This is a genomic window from Sanguibacter sp. Z41_6 (assembly GCF_059621145.1).
The window spans coordinates 247,773-268,633 of the sequence record NZ_JCAQIF010000004.1 but is presented as its reverse complement, the minus strand read 5'-3'; the positions used below and the strand labels follow the sequence as shown (position 1 = coordinate 268,633).

General features: G+C 74.2%; 18 protein-coding genes. 6 read left to right on the top strand and 12 right to left on the bottom strand.

What is annotated here, in order from left to right; genetic code table 11:
- Positions 1 to 23 precede the first annotated feature (23 nt).
- Entirely contained in the window at positions 24 to 746 is a 723-nt protein-coding gene (locus AC54T1_RS11380; protein ID WP_496911994.1) for an HAD family hydrolase, read from the top strand.
- Here AC54T1_RS11380 and rfaE2 read toward each other — a convergent pair.
- Together rfaE2 and AC54T1_RS11370 are read right to left on the bottom strand one after the other, a co-directional pair.
- Positions 743 to 2,284, bottom strand: coding sequence for a D-glycero-beta-D-manno-heptose 1-phosphate adenylyltransferase (rfaE2, locus tag AC54T1_RS11375; protein ID WP_496911993.1), 1,542 nt, complete (start codon positions 2,282 to 2,284; stop codon positions 743 to 745). The genes AC54T1_RS11380 and rfaE2 overlap by 4 nt on opposite strands.
- Positions 2,285 to 2,315: 31 nt before the next feature.
- Positions 2,316 to 3,725 carry an aldehyde dehydrogenase family protein gene (locus AC54T1_RS11370; RefSeq protein WP_484345742.1) on the bottom strand — a complete coding sequence of 470 codons (1,410 nt, stop codon included), beginning with the start codon at positions 3,723 to 3,725 and terminating at the stop codon, positions 2,316 to 2,318.
- A 191-nt stretch (positions 3,726 to 3,916) separates the two neighbouring features.
- Here AC54T1_RS11370 and AC54T1_RS11365 point away from each other — a divergent pair, with 191 nt between their 5' ends.
- The gene (locus AC54T1_RS11365) at positions 3,917 to 5,128 is read left to right on the top strand and encodes a glycosyltransferase family 9 protein (RefSeq protein WP_496911992.1); all 1,212 of its coding nucleotides are present in this window, start codon (positions 3,917 to 3,919) and stop codon (positions 5,126 to 5,128) included.
- Positions 5,129 to 5,132: 4 nt separating this feature from the next.
- On the opposite strand, the gene AC54T1_RS11360 is transcribed toward AC54T1_RS11365, so the two are convergent.
- Both AC54T1_RS11360 and AC54T1_RS11355 read right to left on the bottom strand, forming a co-directional pair.
- Positions 5,133 to 6,092, bottom strand: coding sequence for a glycosyltransferase (locus AC54T1_RS11360; RefSeq protein WP_496911991.1), 960 nt, complete (start codon positions 6,090 to 6,092; stop codon positions 5,133 to 5,135).
- On the bottom strand, positions 6,089 to 7,216 hold the full coding sequence (locus AC54T1_RS11355; RefSeq protein ID WP_496911990.1) for a glycosyltransferase family 9 protein: 1,128 nt from the start codon (positions 7,214 to 7,216) through the stop codon (positions 6,089 to 6,091). The genes AC54T1_RS11360 and AC54T1_RS11355 overlap by 4 nt, the downstream gene beginning before the upstream one ends.
- A 53-nt stretch (positions 7,217 to 7,269) precedes the next feature.
- Between AC54T1_RS11355 and AC54T1_RS11350 the strand changes: the two genes are divergently transcribed.
- The gene (locus tag AC54T1_RS11350; RefSeq protein ID WP_496911989.1) at positions 7,270 to 8,226 is read left to right on the top strand and encodes a glycosyltransferase family 9 protein; all 957 of its coding nucleotides are present in this window, start codon (positions 7,270 to 7,272) and stop codon (positions 8,224 to 8,226) included.
- Between the two features lie 34 nt (positions 8,227 to 8,260).
- Here AC54T1_RS11350 and AC54T1_RS11345 read toward each other — a convergent pair whose 3' ends face one another.
- The 6 genes from AC54T1_RS11345 to AC54T1_RS11320 all read right to left on the bottom strand — a co-directional run bounded on the left by AC54T1_RS11345 (position 8,261) and on the right by AC54T1_RS11320 (position 14,094).
- Entirely contained in the window at positions 8,261 to 9,034 is a 774-nt protein-coding gene (locus AC54T1_RS11345) for a sigma-70 family RNA polymerase sigma factor (RefSeq protein WP_496911988.1), read from the bottom strand.
- A 226-nt stretch (positions 9,035 to 9,260) separates the two neighbouring features.
- Positions 9,261 to 9,962 carry an SDR family oxidoreductase gene (locus AC54T1_RS11340; RefSeq protein ID WP_484345517.1) on the bottom strand — a complete coding sequence of 234 codons (702 nt, stop codon included), beginning with the start codon at positions 9,960 to 9,962 and terminating at the stop codon, positions 9,261 to 9,263.
- 82 nt (positions 9,963 to 10,044) lie between these two features.
- Positions 10,045 to 11,448 (bottom strand): PfkB family carbohydrate kinase, encoded by a 1,404-nt coding sequence (locus tag AC54T1_RS11335; protein WP_496911987.1) that lies wholly within the window; start codon positions 11,446 to 11,448, stop codon positions 10,045 to 10,047.
- Positions 11,445 to 12,089, bottom strand: a complete 645-nt coding sequence (locus AC54T1_RS11330; RefSeq protein ID WP_484345519.1) for a D-sedoheptulose-7-phosphate isomerase — start codon at positions 12,087 to 12,089, stop codon at positions 11,445 to 11,447. The genes AC54T1_RS11335 and AC54T1_RS11330 overlap by 4 nt, the downstream gene beginning before the upstream one ends.
- Positions 12,086 to 13,453: a glycosyltransferase gene (locus AC54T1_RS11325; protein ID WP_496911986.1), complete on the bottom strand. Its 1,368-nt coding sequence runs from the start codon at positions 13,451 to 13,453 to the stop codon at positions 12,086 to 12,088. The genes AC54T1_RS11330 and AC54T1_RS11325 overlap by 4 nt, the downstream gene beginning before the upstream one ends.
- Positions 13,450 to 14,094, bottom strand: coding sequence for a D-glycero-alpha-D-manno-heptose-1,7-bisphosphate 7-phosphatase (locus AC54T1_RS11320; protein WP_496911985.1), 645 nt, complete (start codon positions 14,092 to 14,094; stop codon positions 13,450 to 13,452). Before AC54T1_RS11320 ends, AC54T1_RS11325 begins: the two co-directional genes overlap by 4 nt.
- A gap of 158 nt (positions 14,095 to 14,252) precedes the next feature.
- On the opposite strand from AC54T1_RS11320, the gene AC54T1_RS11315 reads away from it, so the two are divergent.
- The 3 genes from AC54T1_RS11315 (at position 14,253) to AC54T1_RS11305 (ending at position 17,504) form a co-directional block, all read left to right on the top strand.
- Positions 14,253 to 15,272, top strand: a complete 1,020-nt coding sequence (locus AC54T1_RS11315; RefSeq protein WP_484345522.1) for an aldo/keto reductase — start codon at positions 14,253 to 14,255, stop codon at positions 15,270 to 15,272.
- A gap of 67 nt (positions 15,273 to 15,339) precedes the next feature.
- Complete coding sequence (locus AC54T1_RS11310) at positions 15,340 to 15,846, top strand: Fur family transcriptional regulator (protein ID WP_496911984.1); 507 nt, start codon at positions 15,340 to 15,342, stop codon at positions 15,844 to 15,846.
- The gene (locus AC54T1_RS11305) at positions 15,843 to 17,504 is read left to right on the top strand and encodes a catalase (protein WP_496911983.1); all 1,662 of its coding nucleotides are present in this window, start codon (positions 15,843 to 15,845) and stop codon (positions 17,502 to 17,504) included. The genes AC54T1_RS11310 and AC54T1_RS11305 overlap by 4 nt, the downstream gene beginning before the upstream one ends.
- Before the next feature lie 25 nt (positions 17,505 to 17,529).
- Here AC54T1_RS11305 and nirD read toward each other — a convergent pair whose 3' ends face one another.
- Positions 17,530 to 17,925, bottom strand: a complete 396-nt coding sequence (gene nirD, locus AC54T1_RS11300; protein ID WP_484345525.1) for a nitrite reductase small subunit NirD — start codon at positions 17,923 to 17,925, stop codon at positions 17,530 to 17,532.
- Between the two features lie 56 nt (positions 17,926 to 17,981).
- Positions 17,982 to 20,621: a nitrite reductase large subunit NirB gene (gene nirB, locus AC54T1_RS11295; protein ID WP_496912074.1), complete on the bottom strand. Its 2,640-nt coding sequence runs from the start codon at positions 20,619 to 20,621 to the stop codon at positions 17,982 to 17,984.
- Positions 20,622 to 20,861: the final 240 nt, after the last annotated feature.

Below are 20,861 nucleotides of genomic sequence, written 5' to 3'. Positions count from 1 at the left end.
GGTCGCCGTGCCAGGGTGGGGCCATGCTTCCGTCTGACGACAGACCCGTGCGCGCCGTGACCTTCGACCTCTACGACACGCTCGTCGTCGTCGCGCCGGCCGCACGCAGAGCTCATCAGGAGGACCTCGCGGAGCGCATCGGCATCCCGACCGAGCAGTTCCTCGCGCTGTGGGACGCGACGAGCCGCGCGTCGAACACCGGTGTCGTCGGCCCGACGACGGAGCGTGTCCGGCACGTCCTCGACGCGCTCCCGGCGCCGCGGGACACGAGCGACGAGCTCGTCGCGGAGCTCGCCGACGCCGAGCACCGGTTCCTGCGCGACGCCGTCCGCGTCGTCGACGGCATACCGGAGCTGTTGGCGGACCTCCGGTCCCGTGGCATCCGCACCTGGCTCGTGAGCAACTGCTCAGCGAGCGTCGAGCACACCCTCGACGCGAGCGGCCTGCTGCCCCTGCTCGACGGGGTGACGCTCTCCCGCGCGGTCGGGCACATGAAGCCGGACCCGGAGATCTACACGACGGCGCTCGCAGCGCTCGGCCTCGAGCCGGCGGACGCCTGGTACGTCGCCGACGGCATGGTCGACGAGCTCGGCGCCGCGACCCGCGTGGGGATGCGCGCGGCGCGGGTCACCTGGTCCCACGACACGGGCCACGCGCCCGACGGCGTCCCCAGCGTGGGCACGGCCGCCGAGCTCGCGGCGCTCCTGGGCGTCGCGGCTGGGACCCAGGACCGGACGACGACCTAGGACCGGACGACCGTCCGGGCGGGCGCTGCTGTCGAGGCGGTCGACGCCGGGGCCAGCTGGATCCGCCGGACGACCGCCGTCGTCGAGCTCCCGGGCACGTAGTCGAGGATCCGCACCTCCCCGCCGTGCGCGCGCACGACGTCCGACTCGACCATCCCGGCGTCGGTATGGTCCCCGCCCTTGGCGTAGACGTCCGGCTCGATCCGCTCGATGAGCGGCACCGGGGTGTCGGTCGAGAACACGGTGACGTAGTCGACGCAGCTGAGCGCCGCGAGCACGCCCGCCCGGTCCGCGGCGGGGTTGATGGGTCGCCCCTCGCCCTTGAGCCGGCGCACGGAGTCGTCGTCGTTGATCGCGACGACGAGCACGTCGCCGAGCCGCTTGGCCTGGTTGAGGGACGCGGTGTGGCCGCGGTGCAGCACGTCGAAGCACCCGTTCGTGAACACGACAGAGCGCCCGACGGCGCGGTCCTGCTCGATCCTGCGGACGAGCTCGTCGTGGTCCAGTGCGCTGTCCGCGAACCCCGCGAGGTGGTCGACGAGGTCGGCGGTCGTGCACAGGGAGGTGCCGAACCGGGTGACGACGACGTCGGCGGCGGCCTGGGCGAGGTCCGCGCTCGTGGTCAGCGGGAACCCGCAGGTGCGGGCGAGCGTGAGGGCCGCCACGAACGTGTCGCCCGCACCGGACGCCTGCTTCTCGGTGGCCGGGCGCGCCCACGTGCGGTGCTGCAGGCCGTCGGCGTCGAGCAGCACGGAACCGTCCTTGTCGAGGGTGACGACGACGTCCCGTGCTCCGGTCGTCCCCGTGAGCCGGCGCGCCAGCGCCGCCACCGCGGCGGCACGGTCCGGCTCCCCGCGCAGGTCGACACCGACGGTGGCCGCGGCCTCGGCGGCGTTGGGCGTCACGAGGTCGGGGTGCAGCGCGGCCCACAGCGCGGGCTCGTGGGCGTCGACCACGCAGAGTCCGGGACGCGCGGACCGGGCGAGCAGCGCCTGCGTCACCGGTCCCTGGAGCGTGCCGGAGGAGTAGTCGCACACGACCTCGGCGTCCGCGTCCTCGCCGGCTCGCAGGGCGGCGGCGGCGAGCGCCTCGAGGGCCTCCGCCGGGTACACCCCGGCCGGCATCTCGTCGATCCGCACCATGACCTGGTCGCCGACGACGATGCGGTCCTTCGTCGTCGTCACGACGTCGGGATGCAGCACGAGCCCGGCGACGTCGATCCCGGCCCCGGCGAGCAGGTCGCGGATCATCCGCCCCGGCTCGTCGTCCCCGACGACCCCGGAGAACCGCACCCGTGCCCCGAGCGCGGCGAGGTTCATCGCGGTGTTCGCTGCCCCGCCCGGCACGTACCGGCGCGACGTGATGTGCACGACCGGCGCGGGCGCCTCGCGCGCCATGCGGTCGCTCGTGCCGCTGAACCAGCCGTCGAGCATCGGGTCCCCCACGACGCTCACGACGGGGGACATGTGCGCGAGCATCCGCGGCACCTCGGCCGTGAGCGCCGCGCGTGACGAGAGGATCGGCTCGGTGGGGGCCATGCGCACGTTCCTTCCGGGTGCCCTCGCAGGGTCAGGCGGTCTCGCCGCGCAGTGGCGCGGCCTCCATGTGGACGACCTTCGTCAGCGTCATCTCGTCGAGCAGCTCCGGCCCGTACCCGTACCCGCTGCCGCTGTCCCCCCGGGGCTCGGCCGAACCGCCCGGCGCTCCGCCGAACACGGCGTTGATCTTCAGCGTCCCCACCGGGAGCTCCGCGACGGCGCGCTGGGCGTTGCGGATCGACCCGGTGAGCACGGTCGCCGCGAGCCCGTAGCGGTCCGCGGCGGCGAGCTCGAGCCCTTCCTCGAAGGACTGGACGACCTGGATGGGGGCGACCGGCCCGAACGTCTCCTCCGTCATGACCGGCATGCCCGGACCGCAGTTCGTCAGCACGGTGGCCGGGTAGAAGGAACCCGGGCCGTCGGGGACGAACCCGCCCGTCCGGGCGACGGCACCCGCGGCGAGGGAGGTCGACACCTGACGGTGCACCTCGTCGCGCAGTGCGGTGTCGACGAGGGGCCCGAGCTCCCGCTCGGCCTCCCGTCGGCGGGCCTCGGCGACGAGCGCGTCCGTGAAGGCCCCGGCGACCGCCTGGTGGACGTAGATGCGTTCCACCGAGACACAGACCTGGCCGGAGTTGGCGAACGCGCCGAGGGCTGCCTGCTGCGCAGCCCACTCCGGGTCGACGTCCGCGTCGACGACGAGGGGGTCGTTGCCGCCGTTCTCGCGGATGACGTGCGCGCCGGTGAGGACAGCGGTGCGGGCGATCCGCTCGCCGGTCGCCGTCGAACCGACGTGCGCGATGACGTCGATGCCGGTGCTCTGGGTGAGTGCGGCGCCGACCCCCGCCCCGCCGAGGACCGTCTGGACGACGTCGGCCGGGAACGCCCGGGAGAGGATCTCACCGAGGAAGGCGCCCGTGTGCGGGCACCGCTCGCTCGGCTTGTGGATCACCGTGCTGCCTGTGACGACCGCGGCACCGATGAGCCCGGCCGCGACGGCCACCGGGTCGTTCCACGGCGTGACGGCGAGCACGACGCCGCGGGGCTCGGGCACCGTGTAGTCGGCGGCGTCGACCGCACCCCGCAGGCTCTTGCCACGGTGCAACGGGCCCAGCTCCGCGTACTGCAGGAACGTCTCGACGCCGGCGGTGACCCCGGCCAGCGCCTCGGCCTCCGGTCGGCCGGTCTCGCGGGCGTTGAGGCGGGCGAGGGACTCGGCGTGCTCCGCCACCTGGGCGGCGGCGTGGCGCAGGATGGAGCCACGCTCGCCGGGCGGGACCCGCGACCACCACGCGAACGCGTCGCGCGCCCGGTCGACGACGTCCTCGAGCGCATCCAGCGCCGTCGGCTCGACATCCCCCACGGGACTGCCGTCCCGGGGGTCGACGATCGTCATCAGCACCTCGTCGGTGTGACTGCCTGGCAGGTGGATGAGCGACATGGGGTCCTCCGGAGCGGTGGCGCGGGCCGGCTGCACGCGTCGGGTGGGGCCGGGCGTCTGCTCGGCGGGCACAGGGGTCCCGTACCCACCCCGGGGTCCCCCTACACGTGCACGGCGGAACGTTTGCCGGGGGCGCGGCACGGGAACAGGGCGTGGACGACCGCCCGGAGGACGCGCCCGGAGGAGGACCCGTGACGACCGCACCGCTGACCACGACCACGACGGACGGGGACGCCGAGCAGGGCGTCGGTGGTCTCGCCGCCCCTGTGAGCCGCGTGCCCACCGTGGGCCCGCTCTCGCCGCCGTTCGACGACATCGAGCGGATCGCCGTGCTGCGCGGGGGAGGGCTCGGTGACCTCCTGTTCGCCCTGCCCGCGATCGACGCGCTCGCCGCGGCCTACCCCGGAGCGCGGATCACGCTCCTCGGCAACGCGCTGCACCGTGCGCTGCTCGCGGGACGCCCGTCGCCCGTGTCGGACGTCGAGCTGCTGCCCGTCGCGCACGGCGTGCGGGACGGCGTCGGCCTCGTCGAGGACCCCGCGGCGACGGACGCGTTCTTCGAGCGGGTGGCCGCCCGGCGCTACGACCTCGCCGTCCAGGTGCACGGGGGTGGCCGGAACTCCAACCCGTTCCTGCTGCGTGCCCGGGCGCGGCACACGGTGGGCACACGGACGCCCGACGCCGTCGCGCTCGAGCGCACCATCCCGTTCCGGTACTACCAGCACGAGATGCTGCGCGGGCTCGAGGTCGCCGCACTGGCGGGAGCGCGCCCCGTGGGGCTCGAGCCGGAGCTCGTCGTCACGGACGCCGAGCGGGAGCGCGGGCTGGGCCTGCGCCCCCCGGACGGGTCCCCGCTGCTCGTCGTCCACCCGGGTGCGACCGACGCGCGCCGGCGCTGGCCGGTCGCGTCGTTCGCGCAGCTCGCGGCCCGTGCGGCCGCCGACGGCGCGCACGTGGTGGTCGTCGGGGACGGTGCGGACGCGGACCTCGCCGACGAGGTCGCCGCCGCCGCCCGGCCGCTCGTGGGTCGGGGACGCGGCGCGCACGTGCGCTCGCTCGGGGGACAGCTCTCGCTGAGCGACCTCGTCGCACTCCTGGCCGCGGCCGACGTGTTCGCCGGCAACGACAGCGGCCCGCGGCACCTCGCGCTCGCCGTGGGGTGCCCGACCGTCGGGGTGTTCTGGTGCGGCAACGTCATCAACGCCGGTCCGCTCGCCCGCACCGGGCACCGCGTCCTCATGTCGTGGACCACCCGGTGCCCGGAGTGCGGAGCACCGCAGGTCCCGGCGAGGGACGACCGGTGCGCGCACGACGTGCCGTTCGTCGCCGGGGTCGCGGTAGACGAGATGTACGAGGAGGTCGCCGACCTCCTCGCACGCTCGGCGTCCGCTCGGCATCCGTGACGCGTCAGAGGGTGCCGAGCACCTCGTCCCACCGGGCGAGGAAGGCCGCGAGGCCGTAGTTCTCGAGCGCGAAGGCGCGCGCTGCCGCGCCACGGGCGCGCGCTTCGTCGGGGTGCGCGAGCCACCGGGCCGCGGCGGAGCGCAGTTCGGTCATGTCCGTCGAGAGCACACCGGCCTCGGGCGGCACGGCGCGGCGGATCTCCGTCGCGTCGACGCCGAGCACCGGCATGCCGATGTGCATGGCCTCGAGCAGGGACAGACCGAGCGACGTCCACCGGGCCGGGTGCAGGTACGTGCGGCGGCGCGCCAGCTGCGCGTGCAGCTCCGCCGTGGGCAGGTCTCCCGCGGCCAGGACGATCTCCTGGCCCGGCGGGCGCTCCACGCCCAGCGCGGCGGCGAGACCCTCGGTCTTCATGCCGAACACGTCGACCCGTCCGACGCGAGCGAAGTCCCCCAGCAGGTCGCTCCCGGTCACCCGCCACCGCCGCACGGGCTCGTTGATGACGACGCCGATCGCCTCGAGCTCCCCGGTGTAGAGCGGCCCGGGGTCGACGACGCCGTGCTCCACGACCGTGGTCGGCGCGCGCCCGCAGTCCCAGAACAGTGCGTTGAAGTGGGTGACGTGCGCGACGAGGATGTCGCTGCGGTCGGCGAGCGGGTGCACGGAGGACGGGATGTCGACGCGCGGGGTGTTGTGCTCGACGAACACCGCCGGGACGTCCCGGCCAGGGCGCCTGCCCAGGAGGCGCTCGGCTGCCTCGAGGTCCTCGAGGCGTTGCAGCACGACGACGTCGACGTCCGTGTCCGCGAGCTCGCCCTCGGGGACGTCCCGGACCTTCGCGGGCCACTGCCGGGGGCCACGTCCCCCGGTGCCGTCAGCGTCGACGGGCAGCAGGTAGTCGTGGTCGCCGCGGACGAACGCGTCCATCCAGCCGCCGTGCACGTGCCACACGAGGATCCTCACGCGGTCGGTACCTCCATCTCGGGGACGCTGTTCTCCCACGTCGTCGTCGGCGCCAGCGCCGGTCCGGCGAGCTCCAGGCAGGCGGCGACCACCTCGTCCGCCGTCACGTCGGTCAGGCACGGGTGACCTGCGACCGGGCACAGCTGCGCGCGGGATCCGGCACAGGGAGCCGCTTGGTCGCCGAGCAGCGCGACAGGGACGCCGTAGGGTGCCCACCGCGCGGCGGGGACCACGGGGGAGAAGAGGCTCACGACGGGGGTCCCGACGGCGGCAGCGAGGTGCGCCGGCCCCGTGTTGCCCGTGACGACGATCGCGGCGCCCGCGAGGATCCCGGACAGCGCGGCGAGGTCCGTGCGTCCGCCGAGGTCGGTTCCGTGGTCGCCCGCGACCTCGCGGGTGAGGTCCCGCTCGTCGGGTCCGCCCGTGACGAGGACGCGCACGCCCCGCGCGGCGAGCAGCTCGACGGCGTCGCGGTGGCGCCACCCCGGCCAGGTGCGGGCGGGCACGGACGCGCCCGGGTGGACGACGACGTACGGCTCGTCCCCGACGAGCGCCGCGACGTCGGGGGCGGGGGCCGGCGCGGCGAGGACCTGCAGGAGCCCGTCGTCGTCCGCCGGGAGCTCGTAGCCCGCGGCGCGGGTGATCGCCAGTGCGCGCACGGCCTCCGGCTGGTCCTCCGGGAAGTCCTCGCCGGGACGCACCCGGACGTCGAGCAGGTGACCGGGGTGGTCGACCGACGCGGCGCTGATGTGCGGCACACCCGCGAGACGGAGCAGGAGCGCGAGGGGGAGCGGTGACTGGTGGAACGACGTGAGGATCACCGCGGCACCGGGCGCGCACTCCCGGACCGCGGCGAGCAGGGAGTCCGTGTGCTCGACGGACACCGGCGGCGCGGACGCCGCGATCCACGGAGCGTCCCACTCGAGCACCTGCGAGACGCCCGGCAGGAGGCGCGCCGCCGCCACGCCCTGGCGGCCGCAGAGCATCCACACGTCGGCGCTCGCGGCGACGGCCCGCACCGCGGGGCCGCAGACGAGGACGTCGCCGGCGCTGTCGAGCCGTGCGACGAGGACGCGGCGGCGTGCCCGCGGCGGCTGGGGCGGGGCGGCGCAAGGATGGCTCATACCCCGTGCTGTTCCCTGTGGCGCGGGCCCCCAAACGTTGCCAGGGTGGCAGCGTGGAACTCCTCACCGACCTCGATGCGAGGACCTGCGACGTCCCCGAGGTGCTCGCGCTGCGGACCCTCAAGCTCGGTGACCTCCTCGTCGCCGTCCCCGCGCTGCACGCGATCCGCCGGGCGCTCCCCGAGCACCGGCTCGTGCTCGCGATGCCCGCCTGGCTCGACCCCGTCATCGACCTCGTCGACGGGGTCGACGCCCTCCTGCCCGCCCGCGGTCTCGACGACCTCCTGCCCCTGCGGCCCGGACGCATCGACACGGCCGTCAACCTCCACGGCAACGGACCCGAGAGCCGCCGGGTCATCGACGCGCTCGGTGCCCGGCGCCGCATCGGGCACCGGGGCCCCGGGAGCGACGGGCCGCAGTGGCTCGACGGCATCAACGAGCGGGTGCGCTGGGCCCGGCTCGTCGAGGCCCACGGCATGCCCGCGGACCCGGACGAGGTGTGGCTCCGGCACCCCGGGCCCAGCCTGCGGCCGCGTGCAGCGGTCGTGCACGTCGGCGCCTTCTACGGGTCGCGGCGCTGGCCCGCGGAGCGGTTCGCGCAGGTCGCGCGGCGGCTCGCCGACGACGGGTTCGACGTCGTGCTCACAGGGGGCGAGGCGGAGCGGGACCGTGCCCTCGACGTCGCGCGGCAGGCCGGGCTCGACGAGTCCCACGCGCTCGCGGGCCTGCTCGACCTGCGGCAGTTCGCCGCCGTCGTCGCGGACGCCCGCCTCGTCGTCACGGTCGACACGGGTGCCGCGCACCTCGCCTCGGCGTTCGGGATCCCGTCCGTCGTGATCTTCGGTCCCGCCCCCGTCGAGGAGTGGGGGCCGCCGAAGGGTCCGCACGTCGCGCTCACCGACGCGAGCGTGCGGGTGGGCGACGCGTTCGGGGACGAGCCGGACCCTGCGCTGCTCGCGGTGACGGTCCGCGACGTCCTCGCGGCCGCGGACGAGGTCCTCTCCCGCTGAGGCTGCCTACCCGTGCGGGTCGCGACCGGTGCGGTCAGGCTGCCGTGGGTCGCCCGGGTGGACCCGGCACGAGCTCCGCGCGCAGGCGACCGAGGATGTGCGTGAGCAGGCGCGAGATCTGCATCTGGGTGACGCCGAGCTCGCGCCCGATCTCCTGCTGCGTCTTCTCCTCGAAGAACCGCAGGTAGACGATCTGCCGGTCGCGGACCGACAGCGTCCCGCAGGCCGAGGCGAGCGTCGCCATGAGCTCGGCCCGCTCGAGGCCGGCGTCCTCCCGGGTGAGCAGGTCCACGAGCGGGTTGCCCTCGGTGTCGTCCGGTCCACCGGGGGCGTCGAGGGACAACGGACGCATGCTGTTGTGCGCGCCGAGGGCCTCCTCGACCCGGCGCAGGTCCTCACCCATCGCTGCTGCGAGGTCCGCCGACGACGGTTGCCGGCCGAGGGCCTGGGTGAGGCGGGGGATCTCCGTGGACAGATGGCCCCGGAGCTCCTGGACCTGGCGCGGTGGCCGGACGATCCATCCGCAGTCCCGCAGGTAGCGTTTGAGCTCGCCCGCGATCGTCGGGACCGCGAAGGACACGAACTGCTCACCCTTGACGGGGTCGAACCGCTGGGCGGCCTTGACCAGCCCCACGTACGCGACCTGCCGCAGGTCGCTCCAGTCGCCGCCACCGGAGCTGTGCCTGCGGGCGATGGACTCGGCGACGCCGAGGTGCGCGAGGACGAGTGCGTCCACCTCGGTCCGGCTGCGCGGGCGGGACGGGGTGCGGACCTCGGCAGGGGTGGGGATGTCGTCGAGTGCGCTCACGGCGGCCTCGTTCCGTGTGGGAGGAGATCGGCGCGGCGCCTTTGTCGACCACGGGTGACCTCAGAGAAGCACCGCTCCTCCGGCGCCGCCACCGGAACGGGCATTTCGTGCTTTGGGTGCGTCCGTGCTGAAGGTGGGACGAAGCGGGGCATGGCGTCCGGGTGGTCGGTGCCTGCCGCGCCCCGCTGCGCCGCACGCCCGCGCCGTGCCGGGCGCCGGCTGCTCGTCAGGGCCAGGAGCCCTCCTCCTCGTGGCAGATGACGAGCTCGCGCACCTCGCAGCCCGGGGGCTGGTTGAGGGCGAAGAGCACGGCGTCCGCGACGGCCGCCGGGTCGTTGAGCCGCGAGTCGTCCTGGGGCTTGTACTGCTCGTCGCGGTCGTCGAAGAAGTGCGTCTTCATGCCGGCGGGGATGAGCGTCGTCACGCCGATCTCGCCGCGGGTCTCGGCAGCGAGCGCACGGGTGAAGCCGATGACGCCGAACTTCGAGGCGCAGTACGCCGTCGCGTCGGAGACCGCCTTGATGCCGAGCGAGGAGGAGACGGTGACGACCCGGCCGTGCGTGGCGCGCAGGTGCGGCAGGGCTGCGCGGACGACGCTCACGGTGCCGATGAGGTTCACCGCGACGACACGCTCCCAGTCCGCGGCAGCGATGTCCTCCAGCCGCCCGCACCTGTCCGTCCCGGCGGCGGTGACGACGCCCTCGAGCCCGCCGTGCTCCGCGACGGCCCGGGCCACCGCTGCCTCCACCGCAGCGGTGTCGGCGACGTCGACCTCGTAGGCGGAGACCGCCTCGACGCCCTCGACGGACCGGTCGAGCACGATGGGCGTGCCCCCCGCGGCCTTGACGGCGTGGGCGACGGCGGCGCCCAGCCCGGAGGCCCCGCCCGTGATGAGGACGCGGCCGGGTGTGCGTGTCGATGGGTTCACTGGTGTCTCCTCGTCGTGCGGGTGGTCGGGTGGATGTCCGTCGTCGGCACGTGGGCCGGTCGGGGGACGGGACGGGTGGGCATCAGCTCACCCGCGCGAGGGCGCTGGCGAGCAACGACGTGGACCGTGCCGCGTGGAAGGGGACGGTGACGGTCACCGCACCCCAGGTCCGCAGCAGCGCGGCCTCGGGCAGCTCGTCCACCCGGTAGTCACCGCCCTTGACCCACACGTCGGGTCGGAGTCGGGCGAGCGCGTCCTCGGGGCTGTCCTCCTCGAACACGAGGACAGCGTCGACGCACTCGAGCGCCAGGAGCAGGGCGACCCGGTCCTCCTGCCCGATGATCGGCCGCTCGCTGCCCTTGAGGCGGCGGACCGACGCGTCCGAGTTCAGGCACACGACGAGGCAGTCGCCGAGCGTGCGGGCCGCGGCCAGGGTGCGGGCGTGCCCGGCATGCAGGAGGTCGAAGCAGCCGCCCGTGGCCACGACCGTGCCTCCGGCCGCGTGCGTGCGGCGGGCGACGTCGAGCGCCTCGGCGGTCCCGCCGATGGGTACCGGCGGGACGACGGGCCGGTCGTCGGGTGCGCTGACGGGGACGAGCCCGGCGACGCCGCCGGCAGCGAGGAACGTCGAGGCCGCCCGCACGGCACGGTCGACGGCGTCCGGCAGGCGCGTGCCGTCGAGCAGCGCGACCGCGAGCGTCGCGGCGAAGCGGTCGCCCGCCCCGCACGGGTCCGACGCCTCGACCCCCGGGGCCGGGACGACCACGGGCCCCGGTGTGGCGCCGTGCCGGCCCGCGGGGTCCGCCACGAGCAGCGCACCACGGTCGCCCAGGGTGACGACGACGGCGTCCGCGCCCCACCGCGCCCGGAGCAGCGCTGCGGCGTCGTGCGCCGCTGCGATGCCCGAGCCGCGCACCTGCGCGAACCTCGTGGCCTCGGCGAGGTTGGGCGTGACGACGGTCGTCCCCGGCACGGGGTCCGCCCCGCGCGGATGGGGGTCCCAGACGACGGGGACGTCGGCCGCGCGCGCCGCGACCGCCGCCCGGACCCGGGGGTGCGCGGCGACCCCGCGCCCGTAGTCGGCGACGAGCACGACGTCCGCCGAGGCGATCGCGGCGACCATCGCGTCGCTCACGGTCGGCTCGGCGGGGGTGGCGCACCCCTCGTCGACACGCACGACGGCCTGGCCCGCGGCACGGACCCGTGTCTTGACGGGCGTCGGCCCGTTCGACGCACCGGCGACCACCCGCACCCCCCGGAGGGCATCTCGCAGGTCCGCCGCACGGGCGTCGTCCGACAGGACGGTCACGAGCCGGACGTCGTGGCCGTCCGCCGCGAGCATCCGCGCCACGAGCCCGGCACCGCCCGCGCGCAGCACGGTCCCCTCGACGTCGACGACGGGGACCGGGGCGTCCGGGCTCAGCCGGTCCGACCGTCCGAGGAGGTCGACGTCCAGCAGGACGTCCCCGACGACGACGACCCTCATCCGTGCCCCTCCTCGGTGTGCCGCACGTAGGTGTCGAAGGCCCGGCACAGCAGGTGCACCGCGACGAGCTGGGCCTCCTGCACGTTCGCGGACGGCCCGCTCAGGGCGACGCAGTCGTCCGTGGCCTCCGACAGCGGGTTGGGGCCGGGCCCGGTGAGCGCCCAGGTCGTCACCCCGACCTCCCGGGCCGCGGCCGCCGCGCGCAGCAGGTTGGGGCTGCGCCCGCTCGTGGAGATGAGGACGAGGACGTCGCCCGGTCGCCCGTGGGCGTGGACCTGCCGCGCGAAGACCTCGTCGTACCCGTAGTCGTTGCCGATCGCGGTGATCGCGGAGGTGTCCGCGTGGAGGGCGATCGCGGAGAAGGGGCGTCGGTCGCCGTCGAACCGCCCGACGAACTCTGCCGTGAGGTGCTGCGCCTCGGCGGCCGACCCCCCGTTGCCGGCCGCGAGGAGCCGCTGCCCGTCGATGAGCCGACGTGCCAGCTCGCAGCCCCAGGCGGTGAGGTGCCCGGACTCCACGCGCAGGTGCGCCAGGACGCCCTCGAGCGCGCCGAGGTGCGCGGCGACGGTCCGCGCGCAGATGCCGGACTCGACCGAGGACGCCTCGTCCGGGACCGCGACGAGCATGCTGTGGGCGGTCATCGTGCCGTCCCCTCGGCCTGGCGCAGCGCCGTGCCGCGCGTCCCTGCCCCGGAGCGGGCCGGGTGCCCGCTGCGCCCTGACGTCGCGCGGCTCCCGGTGCCCGTCGCGGCCTCGCTGCGGGGGATCCGGACGGCCGCGCTGCGGGTGGTCGTGGCGGCGAGGGCGCCCTGGTAGATCTTCGCCGTCATCGTCGCGATGCGGTCCCAGGAGTAGCGGGAGCACACCCGGGCGCGACCAGCCCGACCGAGGGCGGCGCGCCGCTCCGGGTCGTCGGCGAGGCTCTCGACGGCGTCCGCGATCGCGCCCGGGTCGCGCGGGGGCACGTGGAGGCCGGTGACACCGTGCACGACGGTGTCGATGAGGCCTCCCACGCTCGCCGCCACGACGGGCACCCCGCACGCCATGGCCTCGAGCGGGACGATCCCGAACGGTTCGTACCAGGGCGCGCAGACGACCGCGTCGGCAGACCGCAGGATCGCCGGCAGCCCGGCACGGTCCACCTGCCCCCGGAAGTCGACGAGGTCGAGCACCCCGAGGGCGTCGGCGAGCTGGCGGAGGCGCTCGAGCTCCGGGTCCGTCGTGCTCGCGGTGTCCGCGGAGCCCCCGACGACGACGAGCTCGATGTCGGTGCGGCCTCGCGCCCGCAGGAGGGCCAGCGCCGAGATGACGTTGCCGACCCCCTTGCGCTGCACGAGACGGCCGATCGACACGACGCGGACCCGCCCGTCGGGGCGGTCGGCGACCTCCCCGTCAGGTCGGAAGTGCTCCGTGTCGACGCCGCACGGCACGACCGAGATCGCCCGGGCGGGGATGCCCATCGACCGGAGCTCGAACACCTCGTCGGAGCACGTCGCGACGACACCGTCGGCCGTGGTGCCCACCCAGGGCTCGAGCAGCGCGCGCTCCTCCGGGCTCGTGTCCGCGTCGCCCTGGTGGCGGCGCTTGACCGTGCCGAGGGCGTGGAAGGTCTGCAGGACGGGGATGTCTCCCGTCGCACCGGCGAGCCGCACCGCCTCGAGCGCCGCGATGCCGGACATCCAGAAGTGCCCGTGCACGACGTCGGGCCGGTCGTCCGCCCAGTCCGCAGCGATGCCCTCGCCGAGGGTCTGGATGTAGGGCATGAGCTCGTCCTTGGGCACGTGCCCGGTGGGGCCGGCGGTGATGTGCACCACCTCGACGCCCGGGGCCGCCGGCACACGCTCGGGCAGGTCGGGGTCGTCCCGGCGGGTGTAGACCGTCACCTGGTGGCCCTGCCGGGCCAGCGCGCAGGACAGGGCGGCGACGTGCACGTTCTGGCCACCCGCGTCCACGCCGCCGAGGGCCGCGAGCGGGCTGGCGTGCTCGGAGACCATCGAGATCCTCACCGGACGCTCCTCTCGGCGGCAGCAGCGGTCGGGGCGCGGGCTCCCTCGCGGTCCGGGTGGGCCGTCGGGTGGTGCGTGCGCAGGAGCGCGGGGAACAGCGAGCCGACGGCGCCCAGGAGGTCCGGCGCGACCGCCGGCGCCTGGCGGACCTCGTGCTCGAGGGTCGCGGGGGTGGGGACGAGCACGGCGCGCGCGCCGGCTGCCGCTGCCGCGAGGTAGTCCGCGCCGATGTCTCCGACGACGGCGACCTCGTGGGGTGCCACGCCGAGGTCCCGGGCGCCCTGCAGGACGAGGCCGGGCCGGGGCTTGCGGCACGCGCACCCGTCCTCGGGCGCGTGCGGGCACACGCACCAGGTGGCGAACGTCCCGAAGATCTCGTCGACGCGGGCGTGGACGGCGTCCGCGTCCGCGCGGGTGATGAGGCCGCGGGCGATCCCGGACTGGTTGGTCACGACCCCCACCGGTATCCCGGCGTCACGGAGCAGGCGGACCGCCGCGACGGCCGTGGGCATGGGCTCGACGAGCGCGGGGTCGCCGTTGTACGGCACGTCGACGACGAGTGTCCCGTCGCGGTCGAACAGGACGGCACGCGGCGGGACCGGGGAGGCGTGGGCCGCGACGGGCCGTCCAGAACCGGTCATGCACCTGCTGTTCCCCGGGGGGGCAGAGCCTAAACCTCCACAGGTCGGGGCGAAACCGCTCACGTCGCGCGCCGCGGCGCTGTGACGCTCGCAACAGGCGATGTCCGTGGTGCGAGTCCTGGTGGGCGCCCCGCGCCGAGGCCTGAGAAGGTAAGCGGATGAGCGTCGACGCGAGCACCATCAGACAGGGCGTCGTGGGGCGTCTGGGGCCCTTCGTGCTGGGGACCGGCCCGCTGGGCAACATGTACCGGGCGGTGGACGAGGACGAGGCGCGCGGCACGGTGGACGCCGCCTGGGACGAGGGTGTGCGGTCGTTCGACACCGCGCCCCACTACGGCATCGGTCTCGCTGAGCGGCGTCTCGGCGCGGCGCTCGCGCAGCGCCCCCGGGACGAGTACGTGCTCTCCACGAAGGTGGGCCGCCTCCTCGTTCCCGCGCCCGAGCTCGCGGGCCAGCAGGACAGCGACTTCCTCGTCCCGGCCGACGTCCGCCGCGAGTGGGACTTCTCGCGCGACGGCGTGCTGCGCTCCCTCGAGGACAGCCTCGGGCGGCTCGGCCTCGACCGCGTCGACGTCGTGTACGTCCACGACCCCGACGAGCACTGGGAGCAGGCGTCGCGCGAGGCCGTGCCGGCGCTCGTCGAGCTCCGCGACCAGGGCGTCGTCCGGGCGGTCGGCGTCGGGATGAACCAGTCGGCGATGCTCACCCGGTTCGTCCGCGAGACCGACGTCGATGTCGTCATGTGCGCGGGGCGGTACACGCTCCTCGAGCAGGGCGCGCTCGCCGACCTGCTCCCGGCGGCGCTCGAGCGTGAGGTGGGCGTGGTCGTCGCGGGTCCGTTCAACTCGGGTCTGCTCGCGACGCCGCGACCTGGCGCTGACGCGCACTACGACTACGCACAGGTCCCGCAGGCCGTGCTCGACCGGGCGCAGCGCATCGCCGCCCTGTGCGAGCGGCACGGGGTGACGCTCCCCGAGGCCGCGCTCGCGTTCGTTCGTGCGCACCCCGCCGTCGTCGCCACGGCGGTGGGGGCGCTGGGTGAGGACGAGGTCCGCACGACGCTGCGGCGCTCGCGGGCGCACGTGCCGGTCGAGCTGTGGGAGGACCTGCGGGCGGCATGGTTGATCGATCCGATGGCTCCGGTGCCCCAGACGAGCTTCCCGCCGGTGGCACTCTGACGTTCGTCACAAAAGATGTAGCCGATCCTTTCTTGGCATCGTTCCGGAATCGTGGGACGATGAGGGCGTGACAGCAACCGTCGAACGACTCCGCGCCGTGGGCCTGCGCATCACCAGCCCCCGCGTCGCCGTCTACGAGGTGCTCGACGAGGCGCGAGCCGACCGCGAGCACCACCTCACCGCAGCCGCGGTCGCCGAGCGTGCCCGCGCCCGCCTCGGCACGCTGTCCACGCAGGCCGTCTACGACTGCCTCGACGCACTCGTCAGGTCCGGGCTCGCCCGCCGGATCGAGCCCGCCGGGATGGCGGCGCTCTACGAGGCACGCGTGGGGGACAACCACCACCACCTCGTCTGCCGGGGCTGCGGCGCCACCACCGACGTCGACTGCGTCGAGGGTGCCGCGCCCTGCCTCGTCCCGCACGTCCGCGCGAGCGCGGACGGTGCACCCACGACCACACCGCCCGGCTTCGTCATCGACGAGGCCGAGATCACCTTCTGGGGGTGGTGCGCCGAGTGCGCCAGCTCCCGAGGACTTGCGTCACAAGATCCACAGCCAACGAGAGGACTGTCATGACCGACGTCGCGTCGCAGCCGCCCGCACCCGGAGACGACCGCCCGGTGCTCACCACGCGCCAGGGCCACCCCGTCTACGACAACCAGAACCAGCGCACCGTCGGGGCCCGCGGCCCCGCCACGCTGGAGAACTACCACTTCCTCGAGAAGATCAGCCACTTCGACCGCGAGCGCATCCCCGAGCGCGTCGTGCACGCCCGTGGCGTGCTCGCGTACGGCACGTTCACCGCCGACGGCACCGTGGGCGACGAGCCCATCTCGAAGTACACCCGCGCCAAGCTCTTCCAGGAGCCGGGCAAGAAGACCGACGTCGCCGTGCGCTTCTCCACCGTCGCCGGTGGCCGGGACTCCTCCGAGATGGCCCGCGACCCCCGCGGCTTCGCGGTGAAGTTCTACACCGAGGACGGCAACTGGGACCTCGTCGGCAACAACCTCGGCGTCTTCTTCATCCGCGACGCCGTGAAGTTCCCCGACTTCATCCACTCGCAGAAGCCGGACCCCGTCACCTTCGAGGCGAACGTCCCCGAGCGTGCCTTCGACTTCTTCAGCCAGACCCCCGAGTCCATGCACATGGTCTCCCTCGTCTTCAGCCCCCGCGGTCTGCCGGCGAGCCTGCGCACCATGCAGGGCTTCGGCGTCAACACGTACAAGTGGGTCAACGAGGCCGGCGACACGCAGCTCGTCAAGTACCACTGGCTGCCGAAGCAGGGCGTCGCGTCCTACACGGCCGCTGACGGTTCCGCGGTGCAGGCCAAGACCCTCGGCGCGCACACGAAGGACCTCTACGACTCCATCGAGGCCGGCGAGTACCCCTCCTGGGAGCTGCACGTCCAGCTCATGGACGACCACGAGCACCCCGAGCTCGACTTCGACCCGCTCGACGACACCAAGGTGTGGCCCGAGAACGACTTCCCGCTCCGCAAGGTCGGGGAGATGACCCTCAACCGCATGCCGGAGAACTTCTTCGCGGAGAACGAGCAGATCTCCTTCGGCACCGGCGTGCTCGTCGACGGTCTCGACTTCTCGGACGACAAGATGCTCGTCGGACGCACCTTCTCCTACTCCGACACCCAGCGCTACCGCGTCGGCCCCAACTACCTGCAGCTGCCGGTGAACCAGGCGAAGAACGCCCGGGTCGCCACCAACCAGCAGGGTGGGCAGATGCAGTACACGGTCGACGCCAACGGGTCCAACCCGCACGTCAACTACGAGCCGTCCATCACGGGCGGCCTGCGCGAGGCCCAGTACCCGACGCACGACGTGCAGGGTCCCGAGATCACCGGGCGCCTCACCCGTGCGCGCATCCCCCGCACGAACGACTACGTGCAGGCCGGCGAGCGGTACCAGCTCTCCGAGCAGTGGGAGAAGGACGACCTCGTCACCAACCTCGTCGGTGCGCTCTCGCAGTGCCGCCGTGAGATCCAGGAGCGCATGGTCTGGCACTTCTACATGTGCGACGACGAGCTCGGTCAGCGCGTCGGTGACGGCATCGGCATCTCCGCCGACGACGTCCGTGGCCTGCCGCCCCTGCAGAGCCAGACCCTCACCGAGGACGAGCTCACGCGTGCGGCGAACCTCGGCAAGAACGGCCCGCGCGACGTCACGGGCCTCGTCATGACCCACTGCGTGCCCAACGAGCACGTCGTGGTCGCCGGCTGACGACCGGCACGCACCCCAGGTGCTCCTAGGCGGCGACCTCCGGCGACATGCCGGGGGTCGCCGTCGTCGTCCGGACGAGCACCCGTCCCTCGTCGATCCGGACGGTCCACGTGCGCAGCGCCACCGGGTCCTTGCCGCCGGCGTCGAGGCACTCGCCCGTGCGGATGTCCCACATCTGCTTGTGCAGGGGAGACGTGAGGGTGACCATCGGGCCCATGATCCCGATGTCCCGGGAGCCGATGATGCCGCGGGCGAGGACGTTGGCCCCGGAGTACGGGTCGCGGTGCTGCACCGCGACGACCTCGTGCCGCGAGAGCTTGTACAGCGCGACCTGCTCGCCCCCGACGAGAGCGGGCACGCCCCGCTCGAGCGGGAGGTCGGACAGCGTGCAGACGTCGGTCCAGGTGGTCGGGCAGGTCATCGTCGTGCCTTTCACGGTCGTGGCTCGGGGCGAGCTGGTCAGGCGGGTCGGGCGGGTCAGGGCCGGGCGGCGAGCGGGGTGTGCGGGAGGTCCGGTGCCCGCTCCTCCGGGGCGGCGGGCCGCACCTGGCCGCGGACGGGGATGTACGCGAGGTCGCCGTCCGCCTGCTCGGGTGCGTTGACGAACGACACGAACCTCCGCAGCTTCTCGGGGTCGTCGAGGGTCGCGCGCCACTCGTCCTCGTACCGCTCCACGTGGGTGGCCATGGCCGCGTCGAGGTCGGCTGCGATACCGAGCGAGTCCTCGAAGATCACCTGCTTGACACCGTCGAGGCCGCCGTCGACCTCCTGCACCCAGGCCGCGGTGCGCTGCAGGCGGTCGGCCGTGCGGACGTAGTACATGAGGAAGCGGTCGATCGCCCGGAACAGCTCCTCCTCCGTGAGGTCCTCGGCGATGACGTCCGCGTGCCGAGGGGCGAACCCGCCGTTGCCGGCGACGTAGAGGTTCCACCCCTTGAGGGTCGCGATGACGCCGATGTCCTTGCCACGGGCCTCCGCGCACTCGCGGGCGCACCCGGAGACGCCGAACTTGATCTTGTGCGGGGAGCGCAGCCCGCGGTACCGCATCTCGAGCTTCACGGCGAGACCGGCGGAGTCCTGGACACCGAACCGGCACCACGTGGACCCGACGCACGACTTCACGGTGCGCAGGGACTTGCCGTACGCCTGGCCGGACTCGAACCCTGCGTCGACGAGGCGCCGCCAGATGGGCGGCAGCTGCTCGATGCGGGCACCGAACATCGCGATCCGCTGCCCGCCGGTGATCCGCGTGTACAGCCCGTAGTCGCGGGCGACCTCAGCGATGACGAGGAGCTTCTCGGGAGTGATCTCGCCCCCGGGCACCCGGGGGATGACCGAGTAGGAACCGTCCTTCTGCATGTTCGCCATGAGGTGGTCGTTCGTGTCCTGCAGCGGTGCCTGCTCGGCGTCGAGCACGTGCCCGACGTCGAGCGAGGAGAGGATCGACGCGACGACGGGCTTGCAGATGATGCACCCGCGCGGCGTGTCAGCCCCGGCGAGGGGGACCGTGACGCCGTGCCGGGCGACGATCTCGGTGAACGTCCGCAGCCCGGTGACCCGGACGGCGTCGAACAGCTGCGAGCGGCTCATGGCGAAGTGCTCGCACATCGCCCTGGAGACGGTCTGGCCGGAGCGGCGCAGCTCGACGTCGACGATCTTCGACACGAGGGGCACGCACGACCCGCAGGTGGCGCCCGCCTTGGTGCAGGTCTTCACGGCCGCGACGCTCGTGTGGCCGTCAGCCACCGCCTGGCGCACCGTGCCGGCCGTGACGTTGTTGCACGAGCACACCACGACGTCGTCGGGCAGGTCCGCGCTCGGTGCTGCAGCGCCCGCGCCCTCGGGGACGAGGTAGGCGGCAGGGTCCGCACCGAGGGAGCGCCCGACCATGGGGCGCAGGGACGCGTAGGCGGAGGCGTCGCCGACGAGGATGCCGCCGAGCAGCACCTTCGCGTCGTCGGACATGACGAGCTTCTTGTACGTGCCACCGATCGGGTCGGCGTAGACGACCTCGAGCGCGCCGGGCGTGGCCGCGAAGGCGTCCCCGAAGCTCGCGACGTCGACCCCGAGCAGCTTGAGCTTCGTCGAGAGGTCCGTCCCCGGGTAGCGGGCGTCGCCACCGAGGAGGTTGTCGACGACGGTGTCCGCCATCGTGTTGCCGGGGGCGACGAGGCCCACGCACCCACCGTCGATCGAGGCGACCTCGCCGACCGCCCAGATGTCGGGGGCGCTCGTGCGGCACGCGGCGTCGACGACGACCCCGCCGCGCGGGCCGATCTCGAGGCCGGCGGCCCGGGCGAGCTCGTCGCGGGGTCGGATGCCGGTGGCGAGGACGACGACGTCCACGGGGATGTCCGAGCCGTCGGCGAAGACCATCGTCGCGACGGCCGGCGGCTCGGACGCCGTCGCACCCTCGGTGCGGGCCTCGTCCGCGCCCGGCACGTCGAGGAGGTCCTCGGGCGCCGGGAGGAGCGCGCTCGTTGCGGTCGCGGTGCGCACCGCGATGCCGAGCCCCTCGATGAGTCGGCGGAGGGCCTCGCCGCCTCCCGCGTCGACCTGCAGCGCCATGAGGCGGTCGGTGAACTCCACGACGGTGCTCCGCGCACCGAGCGCCTGGAGAGCGCCCGCTGCCTCGAGACCGAGCAGACCGCCGCCGACGACGGCGCCCCGCAGGGGGCGGTCGTCACCGCGGGCGCGCAGGGCGCGGGTGCGCTGGGCCATCCAGCTCCGCAGCGCCGCGACGTCGTCGAGCGTGCGGTAGACGAACACACCGGCCAGGTCGGCTCCCGGGATCGGCGGGACGGCTGCACGGGACCCCGTCGCGAGGACGAGGGTGTCGTAGCTGTGCACGCCGTCCTCCGTGAGGACGACACGGTCCTCGGGTCGCACGGCGGCGACCGGGGAGCCGGGCAGGACGGTGACGCGCGGGTCGGCAGCGAGGATGGTGCCGCCGTCGGCGCCGCCGAGAGTGAGGTCCTCAGGGCTCGCCCCGCCGAAGAAGCTCGTGAGGGCCACCCGGTCGTAGGGCAACCGGCCCTCGTCGCCGAGCATCGTCAGCTCCCAGCGTCCCTCGGGGTCGCGTGCGGCGAGGCTCTCGGCGAACCGGTGGGCCACCATGCCTGCGCCGACGACGACGATGCGCCTCGGGTCAGGGCTCTGGGCGCCCCGCTCCGAGCCGCTCTGCGGTGTGTGCTGGGTTCCCACGGGGGCCTCCTCGATGTCTGGCTCCCACCGTATGTACCGGCTCGGGGCGTCCTGTGGGACCTCGTACCCAGCACAGACATGCCCGGTGCCACGGGACCGGGCCCGGCGGTTGCCGGGTACGAGCGGCGCCGCAGGCCGTCCGTGATGGGTGGA

Coding starts and splice junctions, on each gene's coding strand:
- AC54T1_RS11355 (WP_496911990.1), bottom strand. CDS start 7,216: ATGAGCCATCCTTGCGCCGCCCCGCCCCAGCCGCCGCGGGCACGCCGC.
- rfaE2 (WP_496911993.1), bottom strand. CDS start 2,284: ATGGCCCCCACCGAGCCGATCCTCTCGTCACGCGCGGCGCTCACGGCC.
- AC54T1_RS11330 (WP_484345519.1), bottom strand. CDS start 12,089: ATGACCGCCCACAGCATGCTCGTCGCGGTCCCGGACGAGGCGTCCTCG.
- AC54T1_RS11335 (WP_496911987.1), bottom strand. CDS start 11,448: ATGAGGGTCGTCGTCGTCGGGGACGTCCTGCTGGACGTCGACCTCCTC.
- nirD (WP_484345525.1), bottom strand. CDS start 17,925: ATGACCTGCCCGACCACCTGGACCGACGTCTGCACGCTGTCCGACCTC.
- AC54T1_RS11315 (WP_484345522.1), top strand. CDS start 14,253: ATGAGCGTCGACGCGAGCACCATCAGACAGGGCGTCGTGGGGCGTCTG.
- nirB (WP_496912074.1), bottom strand. CDS start 20,621: ATGGTGGCCCACCGGTTCGCCGAGAGCCTCGCCGCACGCGACCCCGAG.
- AC54T1_RS11370 (WP_484345742.1), bottom strand. CDS start 3,725: ATGTCGCTCATCCACCTGCCAGGCAGTCACACCGACGAGGTGCTGATG.
- AC54T1_RS11380 (WP_496911994.1), top strand. CDS start 24: ATGCTTCCGTCTGACGACAGACCCGTGCGCGCCGTGACCTTCGACCTC.
- AC54T1_RS11320 (WP_496911985.1), bottom strand. CDS start 14,094: ATGACCGGTTCTGGACGGCCCGTCGCGGCCCACGCCTCCCCGGTCCCG.
- AC54T1_RS11305 (WP_496911983.1), top strand. CDS start 15,843: ATGACCGACGTCGCGTCGCAGCCGCCCGCACCCGGAGACGACCGCCCG.